General features: G+C 62.5%; 18 protein-coding genes and 1 pseudogene. 5 read left to right on the forward strand and 14 right to left on the reverse strand.

Going from position 1 to position 17,064, the window contains the following annotated elements; genetic code table 11:
• The 3 genes from DFR67_RS31005 to DFR67_RS29760 form a co-directional block, all read left to right on the forward strand.
• A partial coding sequence (locus DFR67_RS31005; protein WP_211325201.1) for a hypothetical protein occupies window positions 1-365 on the forward strand: 365 nt, incomplete at its 5' end.
• 24 nt (window positions 366-389) lie between these two features.
• Window positions 390-1,640 carry an alkane 1-monooxygenase gene (locus tag DFR67_RS29755; RefSeq protein ID WP_245938247.1) on the forward strand — a complete coding sequence of 417 codons (1,251 nt, stop codon included), beginning with the start codon at window positions 390-392 and terminating at the stop codon, window positions 1,638-1,640.
• Entirely contained in the window at window positions 1,637-2,830 is a 1,194-nt protein-coding gene (locus DFR67_RS29760) for a lipid II:glycine glycyltransferase FemX (RefSeq protein ID WP_110473063.1), read from the forward strand. The genes DFR67_RS29755 and DFR67_RS29760 overlap by 4 nt, the downstream gene beginning before the upstream one ends.
• Window positions 2,831-2,886: 56 nt before the next feature.
• Here the strand turns inward: DFR67_RS29760 and DFR67_RS31440 are convergent, their stop codons facing one another.
• From DFR67_RS31440 to DFR67_RS29815, 11 genes are all read right to left on the reverse strand, one after another.
• Window positions 2,887-3,117 (reverse strand): alpha/beta hydrolase, encoded by a 231-nt coding sequence (locus DFR67_RS31440; RefSeq protein WP_281268394.1) that lies wholly within the window; start codon window positions 3,115-3,117, stop codon window positions 2,887-2,889.
• A 22-nt stretch (window positions 3,118-3,139) separates the two neighbouring features.
• Window positions 3,140-3,559, reverse strand: a complete 420-nt coding sequence (locus tag DFR67_RS31445; protein ID WP_158540079.1) for an alpha/beta hydrolase — start codon at window positions 3,557-3,559, stop codon at window positions 3,140-3,142.
• Window positions 3,560-3,931: 372 nt separating this feature from the next.
• The gene (locus DFR67_RS29775) at window positions 3,932-4,396 is read right to left on the reverse strand and encodes an RNA polymerase sigma factor (protein ID WP_084890952.1); all 465 of its coding nucleotides are present in this window, start codon (window positions 4,394-4,396) and stop codon (window positions 3,932-3,934) included.
• A gap of 182 nt (window positions 4,397-4,578) precedes the next feature.
• Window positions 4,579-5,382: a CbtA family protein gene (locus DFR67_RS29780; RefSeq protein WP_110473066.1), complete on the reverse strand. Its 804-nt coding sequence runs from the start codon at window positions 5,380-5,382 to the stop codon at window positions 4,579-4,581.
• Window positions 5,383-5,397: 15 nt separating this feature from the next.
• Entirely contained in the window at window positions 5,398-5,646 is a 249-nt protein-coding gene (locus tag DFR67_RS29785; protein ID WP_425451364.1) for a CbtB domain-containing protein, read from the reverse strand.
• Window positions 5,647-5,792: 146 nt separating this feature from the next.
• The gene (locus tag DFR67_RS29790) at window positions 5,793-7,505 is read right to left on the reverse strand and encodes a hypothetical protein (RefSeq protein WP_110473067.1); all 1,713 of its coding nucleotides are present in this window, start codon (window positions 7,503-7,505) and stop codon (window positions 5,793-5,795) included.
• 19 nt (window positions 7,506-7,524) lie between these two features.
• Window positions 7,525-7,842, reverse strand: coding sequence for a hypothetical protein (locus DFR67_RS29795; RefSeq protein WP_084890958.1), 318 nt, complete (start codon window positions 7,840-7,842; stop codon window positions 7,525-7,527).
• A gap of 3 nt (window positions 7,843-7,845) precedes the next feature.
• Window positions 7,846-9,384 carry an FtsZ/tubulin family protein gene (locus DFR67_RS29800; RefSeq protein WP_110473068.1) on the reverse strand — a complete coding sequence of 513 codons (1,539 nt, stop codon included), beginning with the start codon at window positions 9,382-9,384 and terminating at the stop codon, window positions 7,846-7,848.
• Complete coding sequence (locus DFR67_RS29805; protein ID WP_245938249.1) at window positions 9,384-10,421, reverse strand: AAA family ATPase; 1,038 nt, start codon at window positions 10,419-10,421, stop codon at window positions 9,384-9,386. The genes DFR67_RS29800 and DFR67_RS29805 overlap by 1 nt, the downstream gene beginning before the upstream one ends.
• A 7-nt stretch (window positions 10,422-10,428) precedes the next feature.
• Window positions 10,429-11,466 carry an aliphatic amidase gene (locus DFR67_RS29810; RefSeq protein WP_110473070.1) on the reverse strand — a complete coding sequence of 346 codons (1,038 nt, stop codon included), beginning with the start codon at window positions 11,464-11,466 and terminating at the stop codon, window positions 10,429-10,431.
• Window positions 11,467-11,741: 275 nt separating this feature from the next.
• Window positions 11,742-12,179, reverse strand: coding sequence for a MarR family winged helix-turn-helix transcriptional regulator (locus DFR67_RS29815; protein WP_158540080.1), 438 nt, complete (start codon window positions 12,177-12,179; stop codon window positions 11,742-11,744).
• 54 nt (window positions 12,180-12,233) lie between these two features.
• Here DFR67_RS29815 and DFR67_RS29820 point away from each other — a divergent pair, with 54 nt between their 5' ends.
• Together DFR67_RS29820 and DFR67_RS31335 are read left to right on the forward strand one after the other, a co-directional pair.
• A complete protein-coding gene (locus tag DFR67_RS29820; RefSeq protein WP_110473071.1) occupies window positions 12,234-13,334 on the forward strand; it encodes a substrate-binding domain-containing protein in 1,101 nt (366 codons plus the stop codon).
• A 389-nt stretch (window positions 13,335-13,723) separates the two neighbouring features.
• Window positions 13,724-14,368 (forward strand): annotated as a pseudogene (locus DFR67_RS31335) (SDR family NAD(P)-dependent oxidoreductase); the annotation flags it as partial.
• Between the two features lie 345 nt (window positions 14,369-14,713).
• Here DFR67_RS31335 and DFR67_RS29830 read toward each other — a convergent pair.
• From DFR67_RS29830 to DFR67_RS29840, 3 genes are read right to left on the reverse strand one after another with little or no spacing between them, the layout of a single operon-like run.
• Window positions 14,714-15,016 carry a putative quinol monooxygenase gene (locus tag DFR67_RS29830; protein ID WP_110473072.1) on the reverse strand — a complete coding sequence of 101 codons (303 nt, stop codon included), beginning with the start codon at window positions 15,014-15,016 and terminating at the stop codon, window positions 14,714-14,716.
• Window positions 15,013-15,582 (reverse strand): type 1 glutamine amidotransferase domain-containing protein, encoded by a 570-nt coding sequence (locus tag DFR67_RS29835; RefSeq protein ID WP_110473073.1) that lies wholly within the window; start codon window positions 15,580-15,582, stop codon window positions 15,013-15,015. Before DFR67_RS29835 ends, DFR67_RS29830 begins: the two co-directional genes overlap by 4 nt.
• Window position 15,583: 1 nt before the next feature.
• Window positions 15,584-16,750 (reverse strand): glutathione-independent formaldehyde dehydrogenase, encoded by a 1,167-nt coding sequence (locus tag DFR67_RS29840; protein ID WP_110473074.1) that lies wholly within the window; start codon window positions 16,748-16,750, stop codon window positions 15,584-15,586.
• Window positions 16,751-17,064 lie beyond the last annotated feature (314 nt).

Genomic DNA, 17,064 nt, shown 5'->3' on the forward strand with positions numbered 1-17,064 from the left:
CTTGCTACCTGCCATGTCGTCGTCGATTCTTCCTGCCCAAACACTCGGGCAACAGAGTCGCACAACAACTGGACCACTACGAAGGGCCCACCTCAGTTCCTGCAACTCGGTCACCGCCCAGCGGTGCTCGCCAGCTCATTCGTAAATGGAATCTGGTTGCAGAATTGTTCGTCAGCGGACTTATGTCGCGAGGCCGGGGCCAGTTAGGGCTGCTAATAAGAAAAGGTGCAGGTCGTTATGTAACGTTATCGACTATTGCCCTGATGTTCTTTATGCGATCCACAAGGCGGCGGTCTGAAAAATGCGGGCCGCGCGATACCCCCAATTTTTGGTTGTTTTCCGGCACGCAGGAAGCGATGGCGTGACCGGGTTGGTGAAAGGGAGCCGCAGTGAGCGGTGGGCAGAACGATGATCTCGGTGGTGGGGTGGTCGCGCGGAAGCCGGCGCGAAGCGATGGTGCAGATCCCGATGCGGTCGGCGTGCGCTGGAAGGACCCCAAGCGGTATTTGTGGCCGTTAAGTCTTCTGGTTCCGGCCGGTCCTGTCGTGGCCTGGCTGCTTGCTGGGCATGTCTCTGGGGTGCTGTGGGGATTCGGCGGATATCTGTTGCTGGTGCTGGTTCCCTTGTTGGATGTGCTGGGGGGTCCGGATCGGCGTGGACCGCCCGAGGAAGCAGTGCGCGCGTTATCGGCCGATAAGTATTACCGCTGGTGCACGTATTTGTTTGTTCCTGTTCAGTACGCCGGTCTGTTCTTCGGGTTCTGGTGCCTGGCCTCTGTACCCATGACCACCGGAGAGCGGGTGGGTTTATGCATCACGATGGGGATGAGCGCGGCGATCGGTATCAACGCCGCACACGAGTTGGGCCACAAACGCGGGATGGGTGAGCAAGCGCTGGCGAAAATGGCGTTGGCGCCCTCGTGGTACGGCCATTTCTTCGTGGAACATAATGTCGGGCACCATCTCAAGGTCGCCACCGCGCAGGACCCGGCGAGCGCTCGTCTCGGTGAGTCGTTGTGGGCGTTTTATCCGCGAGCGCTTCTCGGGGGTGTTATCTCTGGCGTCCGCCTGGAATCTGCCCGCCTGCACCGCCGAGGGCACCGGTTTTGGCACTGGCGCAACACCATCGTGCAATCGTGGTTAATCAGTGTGCTCATTGTGGTGGCCATCATCGTCGCGTTCGGGTGGCAGGTGGCGCCGTGGTTTGCGGTGCAGGCGGTCATCGGGATGCTCGTCCTCGAAGCGGTCAATTACATCGAGCATTACGGGCTGCTGCGGGTACCCGGGGCTGATGGCCAGCTGGGGAAAGTGCGACCCGAGCACAGTTGGAACGGCGACCACATGTTCAGCAACGTCGTACTGCTCAACCTGCAGCGCCATTCCGACCACCACGCTCGACCCGGCCGCCGCTACCAGGTGTTACGCAGCTGCGAGCAAGCGCCGCAGTTTCCCGCCGGGTACGCTCTGATGGTCGTGCTCGCTGTCGTACCACCCCTATGGCGGGCGGTCATGGACCGGCGCGTGCTGGCCCATTACGGGGGCGACTTATCGCTGGTGAACGTCCATCCACCCAAACGGGACTCGATGACACGGCGATACAGCCGCGCGCGCACCGCCGGGTCGACCCGGAGCGCCCAATGACGGCTATACCGCGGCCCAGCCTCGCTCGTCGCGAGCACACGCACACGGCCGCCGCGTCTCACAGCGGTCACCCCATCAGTGTGCGGTTCGCGACCAGTAGCGAGATCGACCGGTGGGATGAACTGATCGTGCGCAGTCCCGATGAGGGGACCGTGTATCGGGGCCGCGCCAACATCGACTCCATGGTGCTGCAGGGAGCAACGCCGGTGTACCTGATCGTCGACGGCCACGCAGTGACCGCCTTTGAGGTCGCAGTGCCACTGGCCGGCGCGTTGTGGGTGTTGTTCGGGCCTCCCGTCCTTGACGTTCACGAGTTGATCCGGTCTGCTCAGGCGGTCGCACAGTTCGCCGCACACCACGGGCGGGTGAGTGCGGTGCGGGTCCGCACCCAACTCAAAGCCAACCCCGACGATGCCGACATGCTGCGCGCCCACGGGTTGGTGCGGGTGCCGACCTGGCTCGATGACAGCACCGTCATCGTGGACCTGAGCGGCACGCAACAGGACGTGTTGTCACGCTTCAAGAAGCGGGCACGCAAATCAATTCGGCGGGCCGAGCGCGAAGGCGTCATCGTCGACCGTGTCGCGGCCACCGACGACAACTGCCGGGTGCTCTACGAGATGCTCGACGCGACCAGCGGCGGCCGATTCAAAATCCCCACCCTGGCCAGCACCACCGCGGTATTTCAGCGACACGAAGCGACCGGGCACGGGCAACTGTTCCTCGCCCGGCACCACGGCGAAGTCGTCGTCGGCGCCTTCGTGGCGATCCTGGGCACCACCGCTCTCTATCTGGGGGCCGGTTCGATCCGCAAACATCCAGGAGACCCCACCCTGTGCGGGCTGGGCGAGAGTCGAGCCGCCTACGCCCTGCAATGGGACATCATGAGCTGGGCCCGCGAACAAGGATGCATACGCTACGACCTCGACGGGACACCGTCAACGGCAACCATAGGCGACGCTGAGCACCCACGCCACGGCGTCGGCCAGTTCAAAACCGCCTTCAGCGACGAGATCACCGACTACCTCGGCGCCCACCAGATCGCCGTGCACACCCGCCGGGCGTGGCTGATCCGCCACCTCGAAATCTGCGCCCAGCGCATCGACAGCTCACCGACCCTCAATCGCCTCCGGCGCCGCCCCATACGCCCCAACCCCGACCACGTGTGGCTCCACCGCACCCGCAGATAACCACCCACCAGCGCGCCCGCGTTGACCTGGTCCGCATCCCCGCAATGGGCAGACGGCTATTGCGACCGCAAGGAATCGACGATGGCGTCGGTGGCTGCCCGGCCCTCGGGAGTCGGGGTCAGCGGATACAAATGCAGACCTGACGGGCAGACCTGCACCTCGACGCTCGAGCCAGCAGCGGTCGCCTGCCGATGAAACCGCACGACATCGGGGTAGAGCAGGTCGCGGGTACCGATGTACACCGCCGTCGGCGGCAACCCACTCAGATCCCCGTACAGCGGGCTCACCGACGGGTCGGTCAAGTCCGTGTCAGGTGCCCACGCCCGTGCCGCCCTTCCCAGCGCCCCCCCGCGACAGCCACGGATCGCGCCGCGCGACCCGACCGATACCAGGATTGCTCAACGACAAATCCAGCCACGGACACAACAAGATCAACCGGATCGGCGCAGCCATCCCACGACCGCGAACAGCCTGAGTCAATAACACAGCCAGAGCGCCACCGGACGAATCGGCCATCACCACCACCGGCACACCCGGGCGCTCAGTCATCAGCCTGTCATAGACAGCCACAAGAAAAGACAACGCGTCATCATGATGAAAATCCGGTGCCAACCCATACAGCGGAACCTCCACCCGACCAACAACATCAGCCACCCGACCAATCAACCACCAATGCCCCACCCCGATCCCGCCCACAAAGCCACCACCAAACAGGTACAGCACCGACACTCTCGAACCACCCGAAGACGGCGTGACGCAGTAACTTTCAAACCCACCCACCACACGACGCGACACCGCATGGGTACCAGTCAACGACACCGGCGGTCGGCGGCGAGCCGTGCTTTGCGGGCGCGGTTCTTGTCGGCTCGGGATCTACTCACGGACATAATGTTATCAATAGTGGTATGCGAATATGCCACTCTTACAGGACTTTCCGACTTCTACCTTACATAAGGTACATTATCGGCGTAACCAATTGCGCTGCAATATATTTCGTAACCAGTGACGAAACGTACCGCGAACTTGTACGCGGTTGACGACCTGGTGCCTTTCGTCACCCGTGACGAATCACGTACTCTATACTTCCGTCGTCGGGTTCGACTATGTGCCGGCGTCTGCTGACTGGGCCAGGTACTTTTCGACTTCTTTGCGCATCGTGAGGACGATCGCGGTGGGTAGTCCGACTTCGGCGCTGATGTGTTCGTCGTCGAGTCCGTCGACGAACGCTCCGACGAGCACCGGCCGCAGTTGTGGGGACATCTGCTCGAGGTAGCTGGTGAGTGTGAGCCAGTCCGGTAGCTCTGGCGGCGTGTCTGTAGCAGGTGCGGCGAGGATTGATTCTGCGACGGATCCGATGCGCCCCGAGTAGGGTAATCCCTGGTAGCGAAACACTTTGGGTTTGGTGAGCATCCTGACGATTACCTCGATGGATACGGCCTCGGCGCGCTCCCAGTCCCCGTGTAGGCGGTGGCCGACGGTGAACCGAACAGCGTCATGAGTGTCGCGGACACGATCGAGCCAGTGTTGGAACTGTTCTTGCTTGAAGTCGCACCCTTCATGCGGCACGGGAATTCCCTTCGATGGACTGGACGGTCGACACAGGAGCGGTGTTCGCCTGCCGTTGGAATGACTTGGTCGACGGGGGCCGCCACCTGAAATAGTCGGGATCGAGACAAACGCCCGAAGCCTGGTGGGGGCGCCTGTCGCTCGACTGGACTTCCCCCACCAGGGGTATTGGCGTGAGCTGGTTAGCTGACCAACGCCGACTCCGGGGTGCTGATGCTGGCGCGTCGTGCGATTCGTGTGAGTGCGAGCGTGAACACGATTCCCAGGACCGTCCAGAGGACCACTTGGTTGATGACGGAGTAGAACCGGAAATCAGCCAGGGTGGCGGCAGGGAATCCATCAAAGAGAATCTCGTCGCCGTCAGTGAGTGCTGTGGGTACGTCGTTGTAGGACGGCAGCACCGCGATAGAGATTGCCACCGCGACCACATAGAACGCGCCGGCGCTGATCGCGGCCAGGAGCCCACCGAGTTTGCCCACCAGCCACAATCCGATCACCGCTGCAGCGATGGCGAACCCGACCGAGAGCAGGGTGATCGTAAGATACGCCCCGGTGCGCTCCCCGATCGTCTCGTCGTTTCCCACACCAGGCGGATTCGCAGGATAGGCAGCGAAGGGCACGAGGTACACCGCGACGAATCCTGCCGCTGCCAGCAGTGCGGCCGCCAACCGCGGGTCGGCTCCTCGGTGTCGGCGGCCGAGGTAAGCCCACATTACGGTGAACGCAACGGCGAACAGGGCGCCCATGACCAGCCCGAAGACAATCGAACCGACCCCCGCACCGATGTTCTCCTGGACCGACCGGGTGAACACCTCATGTTCGTGCGCGTGCTCACCGGTAATCGCCGACTCGGCGTGCGAACGCGCCTCCTCATAATCGATTCCCTTCCTCACCAAGGGTTCGAGGACGATGCGGGCGAAGATGTAGGCGGCGACCCCTGCCAGCAGTCCTGCGAGCAGGCCGCTGCGAATGAACTTGTATTCCATGGTGTTGGTTCCTGTTCAGTGGCAGGGGAAGCCGAGGAAGTGACGCGAATCGTGGACGAACTCGTGCACGTGGGTATCGCTACCGAACACCGATACCGCCCCCTGGTCATAGCCCAGGAAGTAGTAGGCCAATAGCGCCAGGACAGTGGTCATGGTCAGCATCAGTGCCACGTTGATGGCCGACACCGTCGGGGTATCCAGTGTCAGCCCCTGGGTCAAAGTCTGTGGCAATACGCCACGTTCAGCAGCCGTGCTCATCGTGATATCTCCTAGGTTGTGTGTCTTCACAAAGATCGGGGTCGATCATTGGTGGTGCCGCGGATGGAACGGCGGGCCGAGTTGCCATCGCCATCGGGCGTTGGCAACTCGACCGACCGGCAGGTAGGTAGGTAGGTAGGCAGGTAGGTAGGTCAGGGTGTGGGAACCACCGTCTTGACAACCTCGGTCATGACCTCGGTGGTGTAGTCGACCGCTGTCGCGGGCAGGTCAGCGTCGGCGTTGCCGAATTCTTCGATGGTGAGTCGGGTATTCCACCCTGGCGATCCGGGCAACGCTTGTCCCATGACCCCTTCGAACTGGTCGGAGGGCTCGGAGAGAACGATTCCCAGTTCCAGCAACCAGGACGACAGTTCAATGCGTTCGGCTGTCGGTACGGCGTCGTAGAGTTTCTTCGCCTCGGCGAACGCGGTGAGGTCGGCTTTAGCAACACCCGGGATGATGATGTTGGTGTACAGGGTCAGCTCGTCGAAGAACTCGTGGTCGGAGGTCCGCAAGAATCCGTCTTCGCCGGGAAGGAGGTATTGGCCCAGGGTTTCCTCGAGTGTGCGCTGGAGCGTGGGATTCCACTTGGTCCGTGCCGAATAGGTATGTGCTTCCATGTATTCGGTCTTGAATCCTTCCCGCAGACCCATCCATTTGGGCATATAGCCGATCCAGTCGCTGATCGCGGCCCGCCACTTGCTCATCGGCTCGCCCGGCAACACCTCTACGCCGGGGTGCATCAACTTGGCGACGTTGAAGATCGTGAAGTTCCGGGGACCGAAGCTGATGCGTTCGTGCGGCGCCCCGGTGAAGCCTCCCGCGCGAAGGACACGGAAGATCTCCCTGCCGTAGTCATGAACCACATACCGGGCGAACGAGTCATCGACGAACTTGTTCGTGACATGCAGGGCCTGTTGGTGGCGAACCTCGGGCAGGACACCCTTTTTGATCGTCGTGTACCGGAACAACCGTTCCCACGACTGTTCCTGGGGCAGGGCCAGGAATCCACCGTTGAAGGGGTTTTTGTACATGTCACCCCAGATCGCGGTGATCTTGTCGTTCTTTCGCTCGTCGAGCATGCAATCGATTTCATTGAGCGTGGTGTATACCGATGCGCCGCTCTGATATTGCGGATCGCCTGAGCACGGCAGGAAACCGGCGCCGATCACCGGGACGCGGCGGCCCAGGGCTCCGTTGGTCAAGTGCCGGGCCAGGTCCACGACCATGCCGCTGCCGGTGCCGCCGCCGATGCCGAACGCGACCAAGACCATAGACGGCAGGCCCGTCTTGTCGATGCTGTCCGCGAAGTCGCGAATCTCCTTGTAGAGCGGGCGGTCCCCGTCGTAGTACGCCCGGCCGTAGATGGCCTTGGCCAGTGAACGCGGGATGTGCTCATCGGCAGAGGGAACCTCGAGCTGGGCGACGTAGTTCTTCTCACCTGTGGGTAGGTTCGCCGTGGACGGCAGCCACGAGAAGGTCTCGGGCGCAGGGCCATTCCAGTCAAAGCGCGGGAACTCCCGGCCGAGGAACTGGGGGAACCGGTTGACGGTCTCAGCTAGTTCGTCGGCGGTGGGAACATCCAGGCTGACCGTGCGTATTTGCGCGCGCTCGGCGGGAATGCCTCGTTCCTCCAGGCGTGAGTGGAAGGAGTCTGCGTACTGCCGCAGCTGGCGCATGTCGCCTTCGCCGATGTCCACCGCCAAGGCGGTGAATCGAGCTCGGGGATCTTCCAGAAGGTCTTCGATCTCGCCGGTGCGCAAGAACGCGTCGATGAGCTGCGCGCCTGCCTTTCCGATGCCGACGATGTTGATGCAGTGCGGGGATTGTTTACCGGTGGCGCTGTGGTACATCGAAAATGCCATGGTGTGTCTCGCTTTCTCTCTAGTCCAGGTAGCCGAGGTCTTTGAGGACGGTGGCGGTCACCGTCGGACGCTCGTCGGCGATGGTGGTGCGGTATTGGTCGATGAACTCGTTGGCGACGCGGGTCATGGTGCCGGCGTTGACCATGTCGATCGCCCGCTCCAGGTTCGAGCGGGTGAGGGAGGCTTTCCACAGTCGATGTGTGACGTGGATGTACTCGTCGTCGACGCCGCTGACTGAGATCTTCGCCCCTCCCGGCAACGAGTCGACTTCGGCTCCGTCCCCGTATTTGGCGACGATCATGTCCCAGTCGAGCTTGTCGCCGTCCAGTCTGGCCATCTGTCAGCCGGCCACGAGATCGAGTTCGCCGCGAATCGCCGCGTGCGGGACAACGACCCAGCACGCGCATCCGAGCAGGCATTCACCGCCGACACCTTCGAACCGTGTCGAGGGTTCACAGAGCAGCACACCCAGATCCAGCAGCCAGGAGTGGCGCATCAGCTTCTGTTCCCATTCCAGGCTGTCGTAGGCCACGCGGCTTGGGACGAAGGACTTCAGATCTAGCTTGCTCAGTCGCGGAATGTACAGACTCACCGACTCCGGTCCGGAGGTGGCGAATCCGAGTCCGGTCGGACCGACAAGAGTCGAGACGACAGAGGTCACACCCTGCGCGGCCTCCGATGCTGCAGAATCGTCGGCCTGCGCCCCGAAGAGACGGACCTCCGCGAACTCGGGCACCACCGTGTCGGTCAGCTCCTGGGCGCTGAGCAGGGTGCCCGCAGAGGCGCCGACGCTGAGCAGGCTGATCCACTTGTCGGTCTGGTCGCCGCGGGTCGCCGGGTGCCAGGCGTTGGCCGGGACGTTGAGCCAGTTGAGCGCTTTGATGGACTCATACAGGTGTACGCCGCCATCGCGGAGCACAAAATCGCTCAAACCTTGATCGATCCGGGCGTGAGTGTGCTCGACGCTGCCAGTCTCCTCGTATACAGCGTTCTGCGGAACAGCGAAAAAGCCTGCCGTGAAAGGGTTCTTGTACAGATCGCCCCACACCGTCATGACGCCCTTGTTCTTGTCGGCGTCGACCATGCAGTCGAGTTCGTTGATCGTGATGAAGGTGCGGCCGTCACTGAGCTCGACCGGATCGCCGTCGGACGGCAGGACCCCGATGCCCAACACCAGAGCCCGTCGGCCCAGTCGGATATTGGACAGGTGACGAGCGAGCTCCACGACGATGCCGCTGCCGGTGCCGCCGGCGAGCGAGAACACCACGCACACGATCGGGGTGTCTTCGCTCTCGAGGACCTTGTCCGCGAACCCATCCAGAGCTACCGCGACATCCCCGCCGGTGTAATAGTCGACACCGTACAAAGCTTTGGACACCGCTCGCGGGAAATGTGAACCGGCTGCGGGGATGTCGAGGTCGTTCGGCAACCAGGGCTCGTAGTTGGGGTTCCAATAATACCGGGGGTACTCGGTCTTGAGGAACTCCCGGTACCGGCGCAACCCGCTGAACAACGTGGCGTTGTCCAGGGCGGGAATGTTCACCGTCTGTCCGCTGACGCGGTCCGGGGCAGCGGCCAGCGCCTCGGTGACCGAGCTCAGTTCGGCCTCTCCGATGTCGATGGCCAGGGAATCAAAGGCGACATCCGTGCCGGCCGCTACACCCCCGGCCGAATGCGATCTGATCATGCTCTCGATGACGTTGGCGCCGGTCTTCCCGATCCCCAGCACGTGAAGAGAAAAAGGACCCTCGTGATCACCGATGCGGTGGACTCCCTGACCCACCAGTGCTTCAATCCGGGAGAGATCGGTGGTCAGTCCCAGAGACTCACTGTCGCAAGCATCGTGGGAGTGGCCGTGATCGTGTCCAGAGGTAGACATTATTTTCCTTCCATTGGTGTAACCAAAAATTCTTCGGCGGTCTGCTCCGGCCCCACTGTCGTCGGGGAGCAGGAGTGTGATGGACGGCATGCGATGGTCTGTCCGCTGTCGACCACCACATGTAGAGCGGCGGGGTCGCGTCGTGTCGCGGCAATCGCGTCCACGGCATCGGCGATCGCCGGCAGTAGGTGGCGGCGTATCGATCTGCGCAACGCGCGTGCGCCATACCGCGGATCGAAGCCCTGCTCGACGAGGTGACCAACGAGGCTGTCGTCGAAATCAATGTGCACGTACCCTCTAGCGAGCACCTGGGTGATGCGGCCAAGCTCGAGATCAATGATCTGATGCGCGACGCCGCGGTCGATCGCCGCAAACCTGACGACCTCGTCAATCCGATTAAGGAACTCCGGGTCGAAGAAGCTCTCGATCGCCTTCCCGATGGCATCATCGGGCGAGCGAAAACTCCACCACGGTCGACGCACCACCGATCGGCGGCTTCCCAGGTTGGTAGTCAAGATGACGTGACAGTTCCGGAATCCGATGGTCCCGGTCCCCGAACTGAGCCGCAGCACACCGGTGTCGAGCACATGGAGCAAGGCCCTGATCACGACCGGATGCGCTTTCTCAACCTCATCGAAGAGCACGATCCCCGGCGTGTACGGATCGCCCTCGATTCTGCTCTTGTCGAAAAGAGTCGTCGACTCCTTGCTTCCGGAATATCCCGGGGGCGCACCGGAAAACGACGCAGCATAGTGCTCTTGAGCCAACGCGCTCATGTCGATCCGGCAGAAGTCTTCGGGTCCTGCGCGTAGTGCGCCCGCCAGCGCCCGCACCATCGAGGTCTTGCCCACACCGGTCGGGCCGGCGAACAACAGCACCGACAAAGGCCGGTCGTGGTGGCCCAGGCCAGCGCGTGCGATACGCACCGCACGGCTCACCGCATCGACCGCACCGTGTTGCCCGATCACCGTTGCCGCCAGGTGGGCAGCAAGGGGGTCCTCGGACTGGCGAATCTCGGATCCGGGTGTGGTGGTCACGGCAGTCTCAGACTTCCTGAACCTTCTCCACCGGCAGGTCGCCCACGGGGCAATCGGCGACCCCGATGGTGTCCCGGGTGAAGGCTTCGACGTTCTCCTGCGCCTTCTGCGCATCAGTCACCCAGGTCTTATAGAAGTCGAAAGGACAGTCGGCGATCCCTTTGTCGCCGTCGCCGGCGGCGTGAACGCCGGTGTATCCGCGGTGCAGCAGTTTGAACAGATGGTTCTGCGACTGATCGTTCTTACGAGCGTCGCGGATCTCGTTGATAGACAACTGGGCATACTGGATTCCGTACTCTTCGGCACCGGTCTCTCCGAGAGTCCGGCCATCGAAACCGATGACCGCCGAGTGCCCGAAGTAGGTGTAGACCCCATCGAAGCCGGCAGCGTTGGCGACCGCCACGTAGACGTTGTTGGCCCAGGCCATTGCCTTGGCCATCATCACGGTCTGGTCGGCAGCGGGGTACATGTACCCCTGCCCCCGGACGATGAGCTCTGCCCCCTTCATGGCGCAGTCACGCCAGATCTCGGGATAGTTGCCGTCATCGCAGACAATCAGCGAGACCTTCATTCCCTTCGGACCGTCGCACACATACGTGCCCGACCCCGGATACCACGGCTCGATAGGAGTCCATGGCAGCACCTTTCGGTACTTCTGCACGATCTCACCCTGATCATTCATGAGAATGAGAGTGTTGTAGGGCGGCTTGTGGGGATGGTCTTCGTGCTGCTCACCGGTCAGCGAAAACACTCCCCAGGTCTTGGCATCGCGGCAGGCCTGGGCGAAGACCTGGGTCTCGGGGCCCGGAATCGACGCCGCGGTCTCGTACATCTCGTCTGTGTCGTACATGATTCCCTGAGTGGAATACTCCGGGAAGACAATGAGATCCATGCCAGGGATCCCCTGCTTGATACCGCGAACCATCTCAGCGATCTTGTTGGCGTTCTCCAACACCTCGGCCCCGGTGTGAAGCCGAGGCATCTTGTAATTGACCACCGCCACACCCACAGTGTCTGGGCTCGACGAAATATCTCCATGGCGCATACCTAAGCTCACTTTCGACCAGGCGCATCATCCGAAACCCTTAGGCTCCGAACAACACACACTCCGACGCGGCGGCACAACCCTCAGCCGCCCGACTGCTTCCATGTGAAGTAGTACCAGATGGAATCATTGCATAGCCTGGATTGCCGAAAGGTACGAACGAGGTAAACACTGTGTTTCGCATCCGCCGCACAGAGGTCAGCAGTCAGCTACCGCACTGCAGGCATGCCAAGGCAGCCGGCCTTGCAGACGCAACGATCAGGAGCTGGGAAGTACTACTTGATGGACGCGGACACCGTTGACGCGAGCAACTCGGCCAGGGCCCTGACCGCCCGGGTGTCTGCCTGCGGGAGCTGCGCGAGAAGGCGGGCTTCGGCCAAGTGCAGACGGGCCGCGAGCTCAGCGCCAGGTTTGGTCAACAGTGCCACCACCTTGCGCCGGTCGAAGGGATCGATCTGGCGAACAACGGCCCCCGACGACACCAACCGGTCTAGATTTCTCGTCAACGACGCCGCCGGCAGCGCCGCGATCTGCGCCAGCTCGGTCATAGGCAGAACTTCGTGGTCCCGCAGCGCCCCCACGATGCGCCACTGCTCAGGCGAGACACCCTCGGCGTCGCTGGTGGACCGCAGCGCCGCAAAAAGCGCCCGCTCACACTGTGCAAGCAACAGCAACAAACTAGGATCAGAGGTGATCTTGACCGCCGAACTCACGTCGCCCCTCCCCCGATATTGGTCCGAACCAACAACTGCCGAGGCTGATCGCATATGAACCACCCTCCTGTTGAACGTACCCGAGGATCGACACATTCGAGACCCAACCGCGCAGGCCAGTCATATCGCATCGGCTACATCTACCCCCAATCAGGACCGGCCGGCATCTACGGCCCCTCCTGCCAATCCTGCGGCCAACTCGCCGTCGACAGACTCAACGCAACCGATGGAATACGCTCACGACCAGTCGAACTAGTACCCATCGACGGAGGCCTCACCCCGCCCCAGGTAGCCCACCACGTCGACACCCTCATCACACAAGGCTCCATCGACGCCATCACCGGATGGCACATCTCCGCCGTACGCGCCGAGGTAGCACGCACAACCGCAAGCCGCATCCCCTACGTCTACGCAGCGCTCCACGAAGGAGGGACACTAAACCCGCACGTGGTCTACGCAGGAGAAAGTCCCGCCATGCAAATCGGACCCGCCCTGCACTGGCTACACACCGAAATGGGACTTCAACGCTGGGCCATCGTCGGAAACGACTACATCTGGCCCCGCAACACCGCCCAGTACGTCCACCGATACACCCGAACCAACAACCTCACCATCACCGGCGAAAAGTACGTACCCCTCGGAACAGACAACTACGACACCGTCGTCCACGAACTAACAACCAACCCACCCGACGGAGTCATCATGCTCCTCGTCGGCCAAGACGCAGTGTCCTTTAGCCGAGCATTCACCAACGCCGGACTTACCAGCGACATAGCCAGATTCAGCCCCATCATCGAAGAAAACGTCCTCCTGGCCGCCGACTCAAACAGCAACCACAACCTCTACGCCAGCGCCGGCTACTTCGACACCCTCCTCACCAGCCAAGCCCTCGACTTCGCCACCACCTACCAAAACACCTACGGCGACCGCTCCCCCCGACTCAACAGCATCGGCGAATCCTGCTACGAAGCAATCATGCTCCTCGCCGCCCTACAAACCCCACCCAACGACCCCCCACACGACCGAGTATTCGAATCCCCCCGCGGACGAACCACCCTCACCGGCAACCAAATAAACCAAGACATCTACATCGCACAAGCCGACGGACTCGAATTCGACGTACTCGACAGAATCAACCACCCCAACTTAACGTAATATCTATTACCGGCGTAAACGTTTGTGCGGCAATGCATTTCGTCACCAGTGACGAAATGTAACGTGTCCCCGCAGCAATGAAGTCAGCCGCTCTACATTGGGGCTGCGGTTTCACTCGATGGGCTGCGCGTCCTTGTTCACGTGCATCGGGTGGCCGGTGGCGTCCTCGCCGCAACGGCTACGGGACCGCCGCGAGCCTTACCGGATTGCTCTCGCTGTCCAGGGCCCTCGCTACAGATGTTGTTTCGTGTTCTCGAGAGGGTCACCGACAGTGACCCTCTCGCTGGGGACTCCCCGCGATGGGGTGAAGAGCGTTGACTCGAAATCACCACACAGAGATCCCGTACCTTGGCATCGCTGCCTCGGACGCATTCAAGGAGCACTACACAATGACAGAGAGCAACAACGTCTGGTTTGTCACCGGCGCAAGCCGCGGATTGGGTATTCGCATCGCCCGAGCAGCGTTGGAGGCCGGGCATCAGGTCGTCGCGACCGGGCGCGACCCGCAGCGAGTCCTCGATGCAGTCGGTGCCCACGACAACCTTCACACGGTGGCGCTCGATGTCACCGACCCTGACGCCGCTCGCGCCGCGGCGGAGTCAGCGGTGGAGCGATTCGGTCGCATCGACGTCCTGGTGAACAATGCCGGCAACTTCTACGCCGGCTACTTCGAGAACATCAGTCCAGATCAGAACGCTCTCGGGTATGCCCTCATGCAGCCCCTGCATCACGACGATCCCCGGCCCAACAACGCCCGAAGCATCTTCCTCGATCCCGGCGCGCGCACCTTCTTTCGTGAATGGGCCGCAGTCGCCGACGACACCGTGGCACTGCTGCGTGCCGAAGCCGGCCGCGACCCCCACGACCGAGCCCTGTCCGACCTCATCGGCGAGCTAAGCACGCGCAGTGACGAGTTCCGGGTGCGGTGGGCCGCGCACGACGTGCGGGTCCACAACACCGGCATCAAAAAGGTGCGCCACCCGATCGTCGGCGATCTGGACATGCCGTACGAGTCGTTGCCCCTCGATCCCGCTGCAGCCCTGAGCCTGGTCACCTACCTGCCCGAACCTGGATCTGCCACTGCAGACGCGCTAGCTAACGGTGAGGTGTGCTACCGACAATTCGTGCAGTGCGAAGCCGCGCAAATCGTCAACTTGTCGGAAGACGACTCCCAGGGTGGCCCACCCACCTCAGCAAACACCTTCGGAACGCCGAACACCGACCTACACGTGATCCTGTCCCCACACCGACATATCAGGGTGTACGCGGACAACAAGCCCCAGAGAAGGGGCCGCTGCCGCGCCAAGGGCGGGCTGTGTCAGCCCATGACGCCGCGCAGCGACCCCTCCGCTCGAGTCTCGTGCCCCGAATCCGTGGTGTCAGGCGGGGAGCTTGGAAGCCAGGACGTCGAGCTTCTCGATCGTGGGTTCGGAGAACAACGTGCCGGCGTTTTCGCCGAGCGCTACCGCCACGGGTCCGGACAGGTGAGCGTCACGTCCGGCGTCGTCCGGAAAGACGTCGAAGATCCCGAACGAGGTCGGCCCGAGGCGGATCGCGAACCACGCGGTGGTGGCCTGCTCTCCCTCGACAAGCCCACGGCCGCTGTCAAGGAAGTCCCTCACCTCGTCCTCCTTCCCGGGCAACGCGTCGAACCTGACCAGCAGTCCCTTTGTCACACTCATGACGACACCTCTTCCTGTACCGAAGTGCCCGCGATTTGGGACACGATCGCGTCGCAGAACGCCGACAGATCATCGGGCGAGCGGCTTGTGATGAGATTCTTGTCGACCACCACGTCCTGGTCAACGACGTCGGCGCCGGCGTTGCGCAGGTCCGTGCGGATGCTCGGGAAGGACGTCAGGGTGCGACCAGTGACCACACCGGCCTCGATCAACGTCCAAGGCCCGTGACAGATCGCCGCCACTGGCTTACCGCTCTCGACGAAGTCGCGGACGAAGGCGACAGAGTCTTGGTCGACCCGGAGCTTGTCGGGGTTCACCGTCCCGCCCGGAAGCACCAAGGCGTCGTAGTCGGCCACCGAGGCCTCGGCCACCAGCCCGTCGACGCTGAACGTCCCCGCCGGATCCAGGTCGTTATCGCGGGCCTGGATCTCGCCTTCGCCGACCGAGAGGACCTCTGTCCGGGCTCCGGCCCGGTCCAGTGCCTCGCGGGGTTGCTCGAGCTCGACGCGTTCGACCCCGTCCGCGGCGAGGATCGCGACTCTCCTGCCGTGCAGATCTGCTGCCACGTCAGTTCGCCTTCTTTCCGCTGGACATACCTGGCTTGATGACAACCTTGGTCCAGCCCTCGGACCTGGCGTCGAAGTTCCTGTAGGCGTCGGCGGCCTCTTCCAGCGAGATCTCGTGGGAGACGATCCAGGACGGCTTCGCCTTGTCAGCCGCGATGAGGTCCCGGAGCCGACGGTTGTACTTCTTGACCGGGCACTGACCGTTGCCCATGGTCTGCCCCTTGAACCAGTGGGTGCCGAAGTCGATGGCCGCCTTGCCCTGCTTGGCCAAGTCGTCCTTGGCGCCTGGATCCTGGGGGACGAACACGCCGACGGTGCCGATCCCGCCGGTGAAGCGCACCGCGTTGATGAGCATGTTCAAGGTGGCAGCCGTGTCTTCGTTGCCCTGAGGATCATGGGCCTGATAGCCCACGCACTCGCAGCCACGGTCGGCTCCGAGCCCCATCGTCTCGTCCAGCACCGCCTGCACCGGGTCGGTCTTGGAGTCGTCGATGGCGATTGCTCCGATCTGCTCGGCCAGCGCGAGCCGGTCGGGGTGGCGATCGACAACCATGACCTTCGCAGCCCCCTTGATCGTCGCGGACAGGGCAGCCATCAGCCCCACCGGTCCGGCCCCGGCGATCACGACGCTGTCGCCCGGGATCACGCCGGCCATCTCGGTGGCGTGGTAACCGGTGGGGAAGATGTCGGAGAGCATGACGTAGTCGTTCTCCTTCTCCTGCGCATCCTCACCCAGGCGCAGCGCGTTGTGGTCGCCGAAGGGGACCCGGAGCAGCTCCGCTTGGCCTCCGCCGTACGAGCCCATGTCTGCAAATCCGTATGCCGCACCGGCGGCCGACGGGTCAGGCTGCGTGGTCAGGCAGTAATTCGTGAGACCGCGCTCGCAGTTCTTGCAGAACCCGCACGAGATGTTGAAAGGCAGCACGACCCGGTCGCCCACCTTGACCTTCTCCACGCCCTGACCGACCTCCACCACCTCCCCCATGTTCTCGTGGCCGAACGTGCGGCCCTGCTCGAAGGAGGTCCGGCCCTCATACATGTGCAGGTCCGAGCCGCAGATATTGGTCGTTGTCATCTTGACCAGCACATCGGTGGGACGTTCGATCTTCGCGTCCGGAACATCTGTGACCACGACATCTCTGGGCCCCTGATAGACGACAGCCTTCATGGCGAGTCTCCAATGGTTGTGCTTGGTGAACCTCTGACTTCCTCACACTCACACTGGGACGACGCCGCGTCAAGTAAATGGAGGCCATCAGGATACGCCTCACGCCACCACCGCAACCGCCCCAGACCAGCCACCCCAAGGCTCACAGCAGTTCAGATACCCACATCATGGCAGTGACGGTGGGACTATCTCGTTAACGGTGTTTCGGCCGTTTTCATCAGTAGGTTTCTGATCCGGGCCAACGATCCGCGAACGTGATCGCGAAGGCATTGAGAGCGGGTTTCCACCGTGTGATCCATCGTGCCTGACCTTTG

The organism is Williamsia limnetica, assembly GCF_003217475.1.
In the GTDB taxonomy this organism is placed as follows: domain Bacteria; phylum Actinomycetota; class Actinomycetes; order Mycobacteriales; family Mycobacteriaceae; genus Williamsia; species Williamsia limnetica.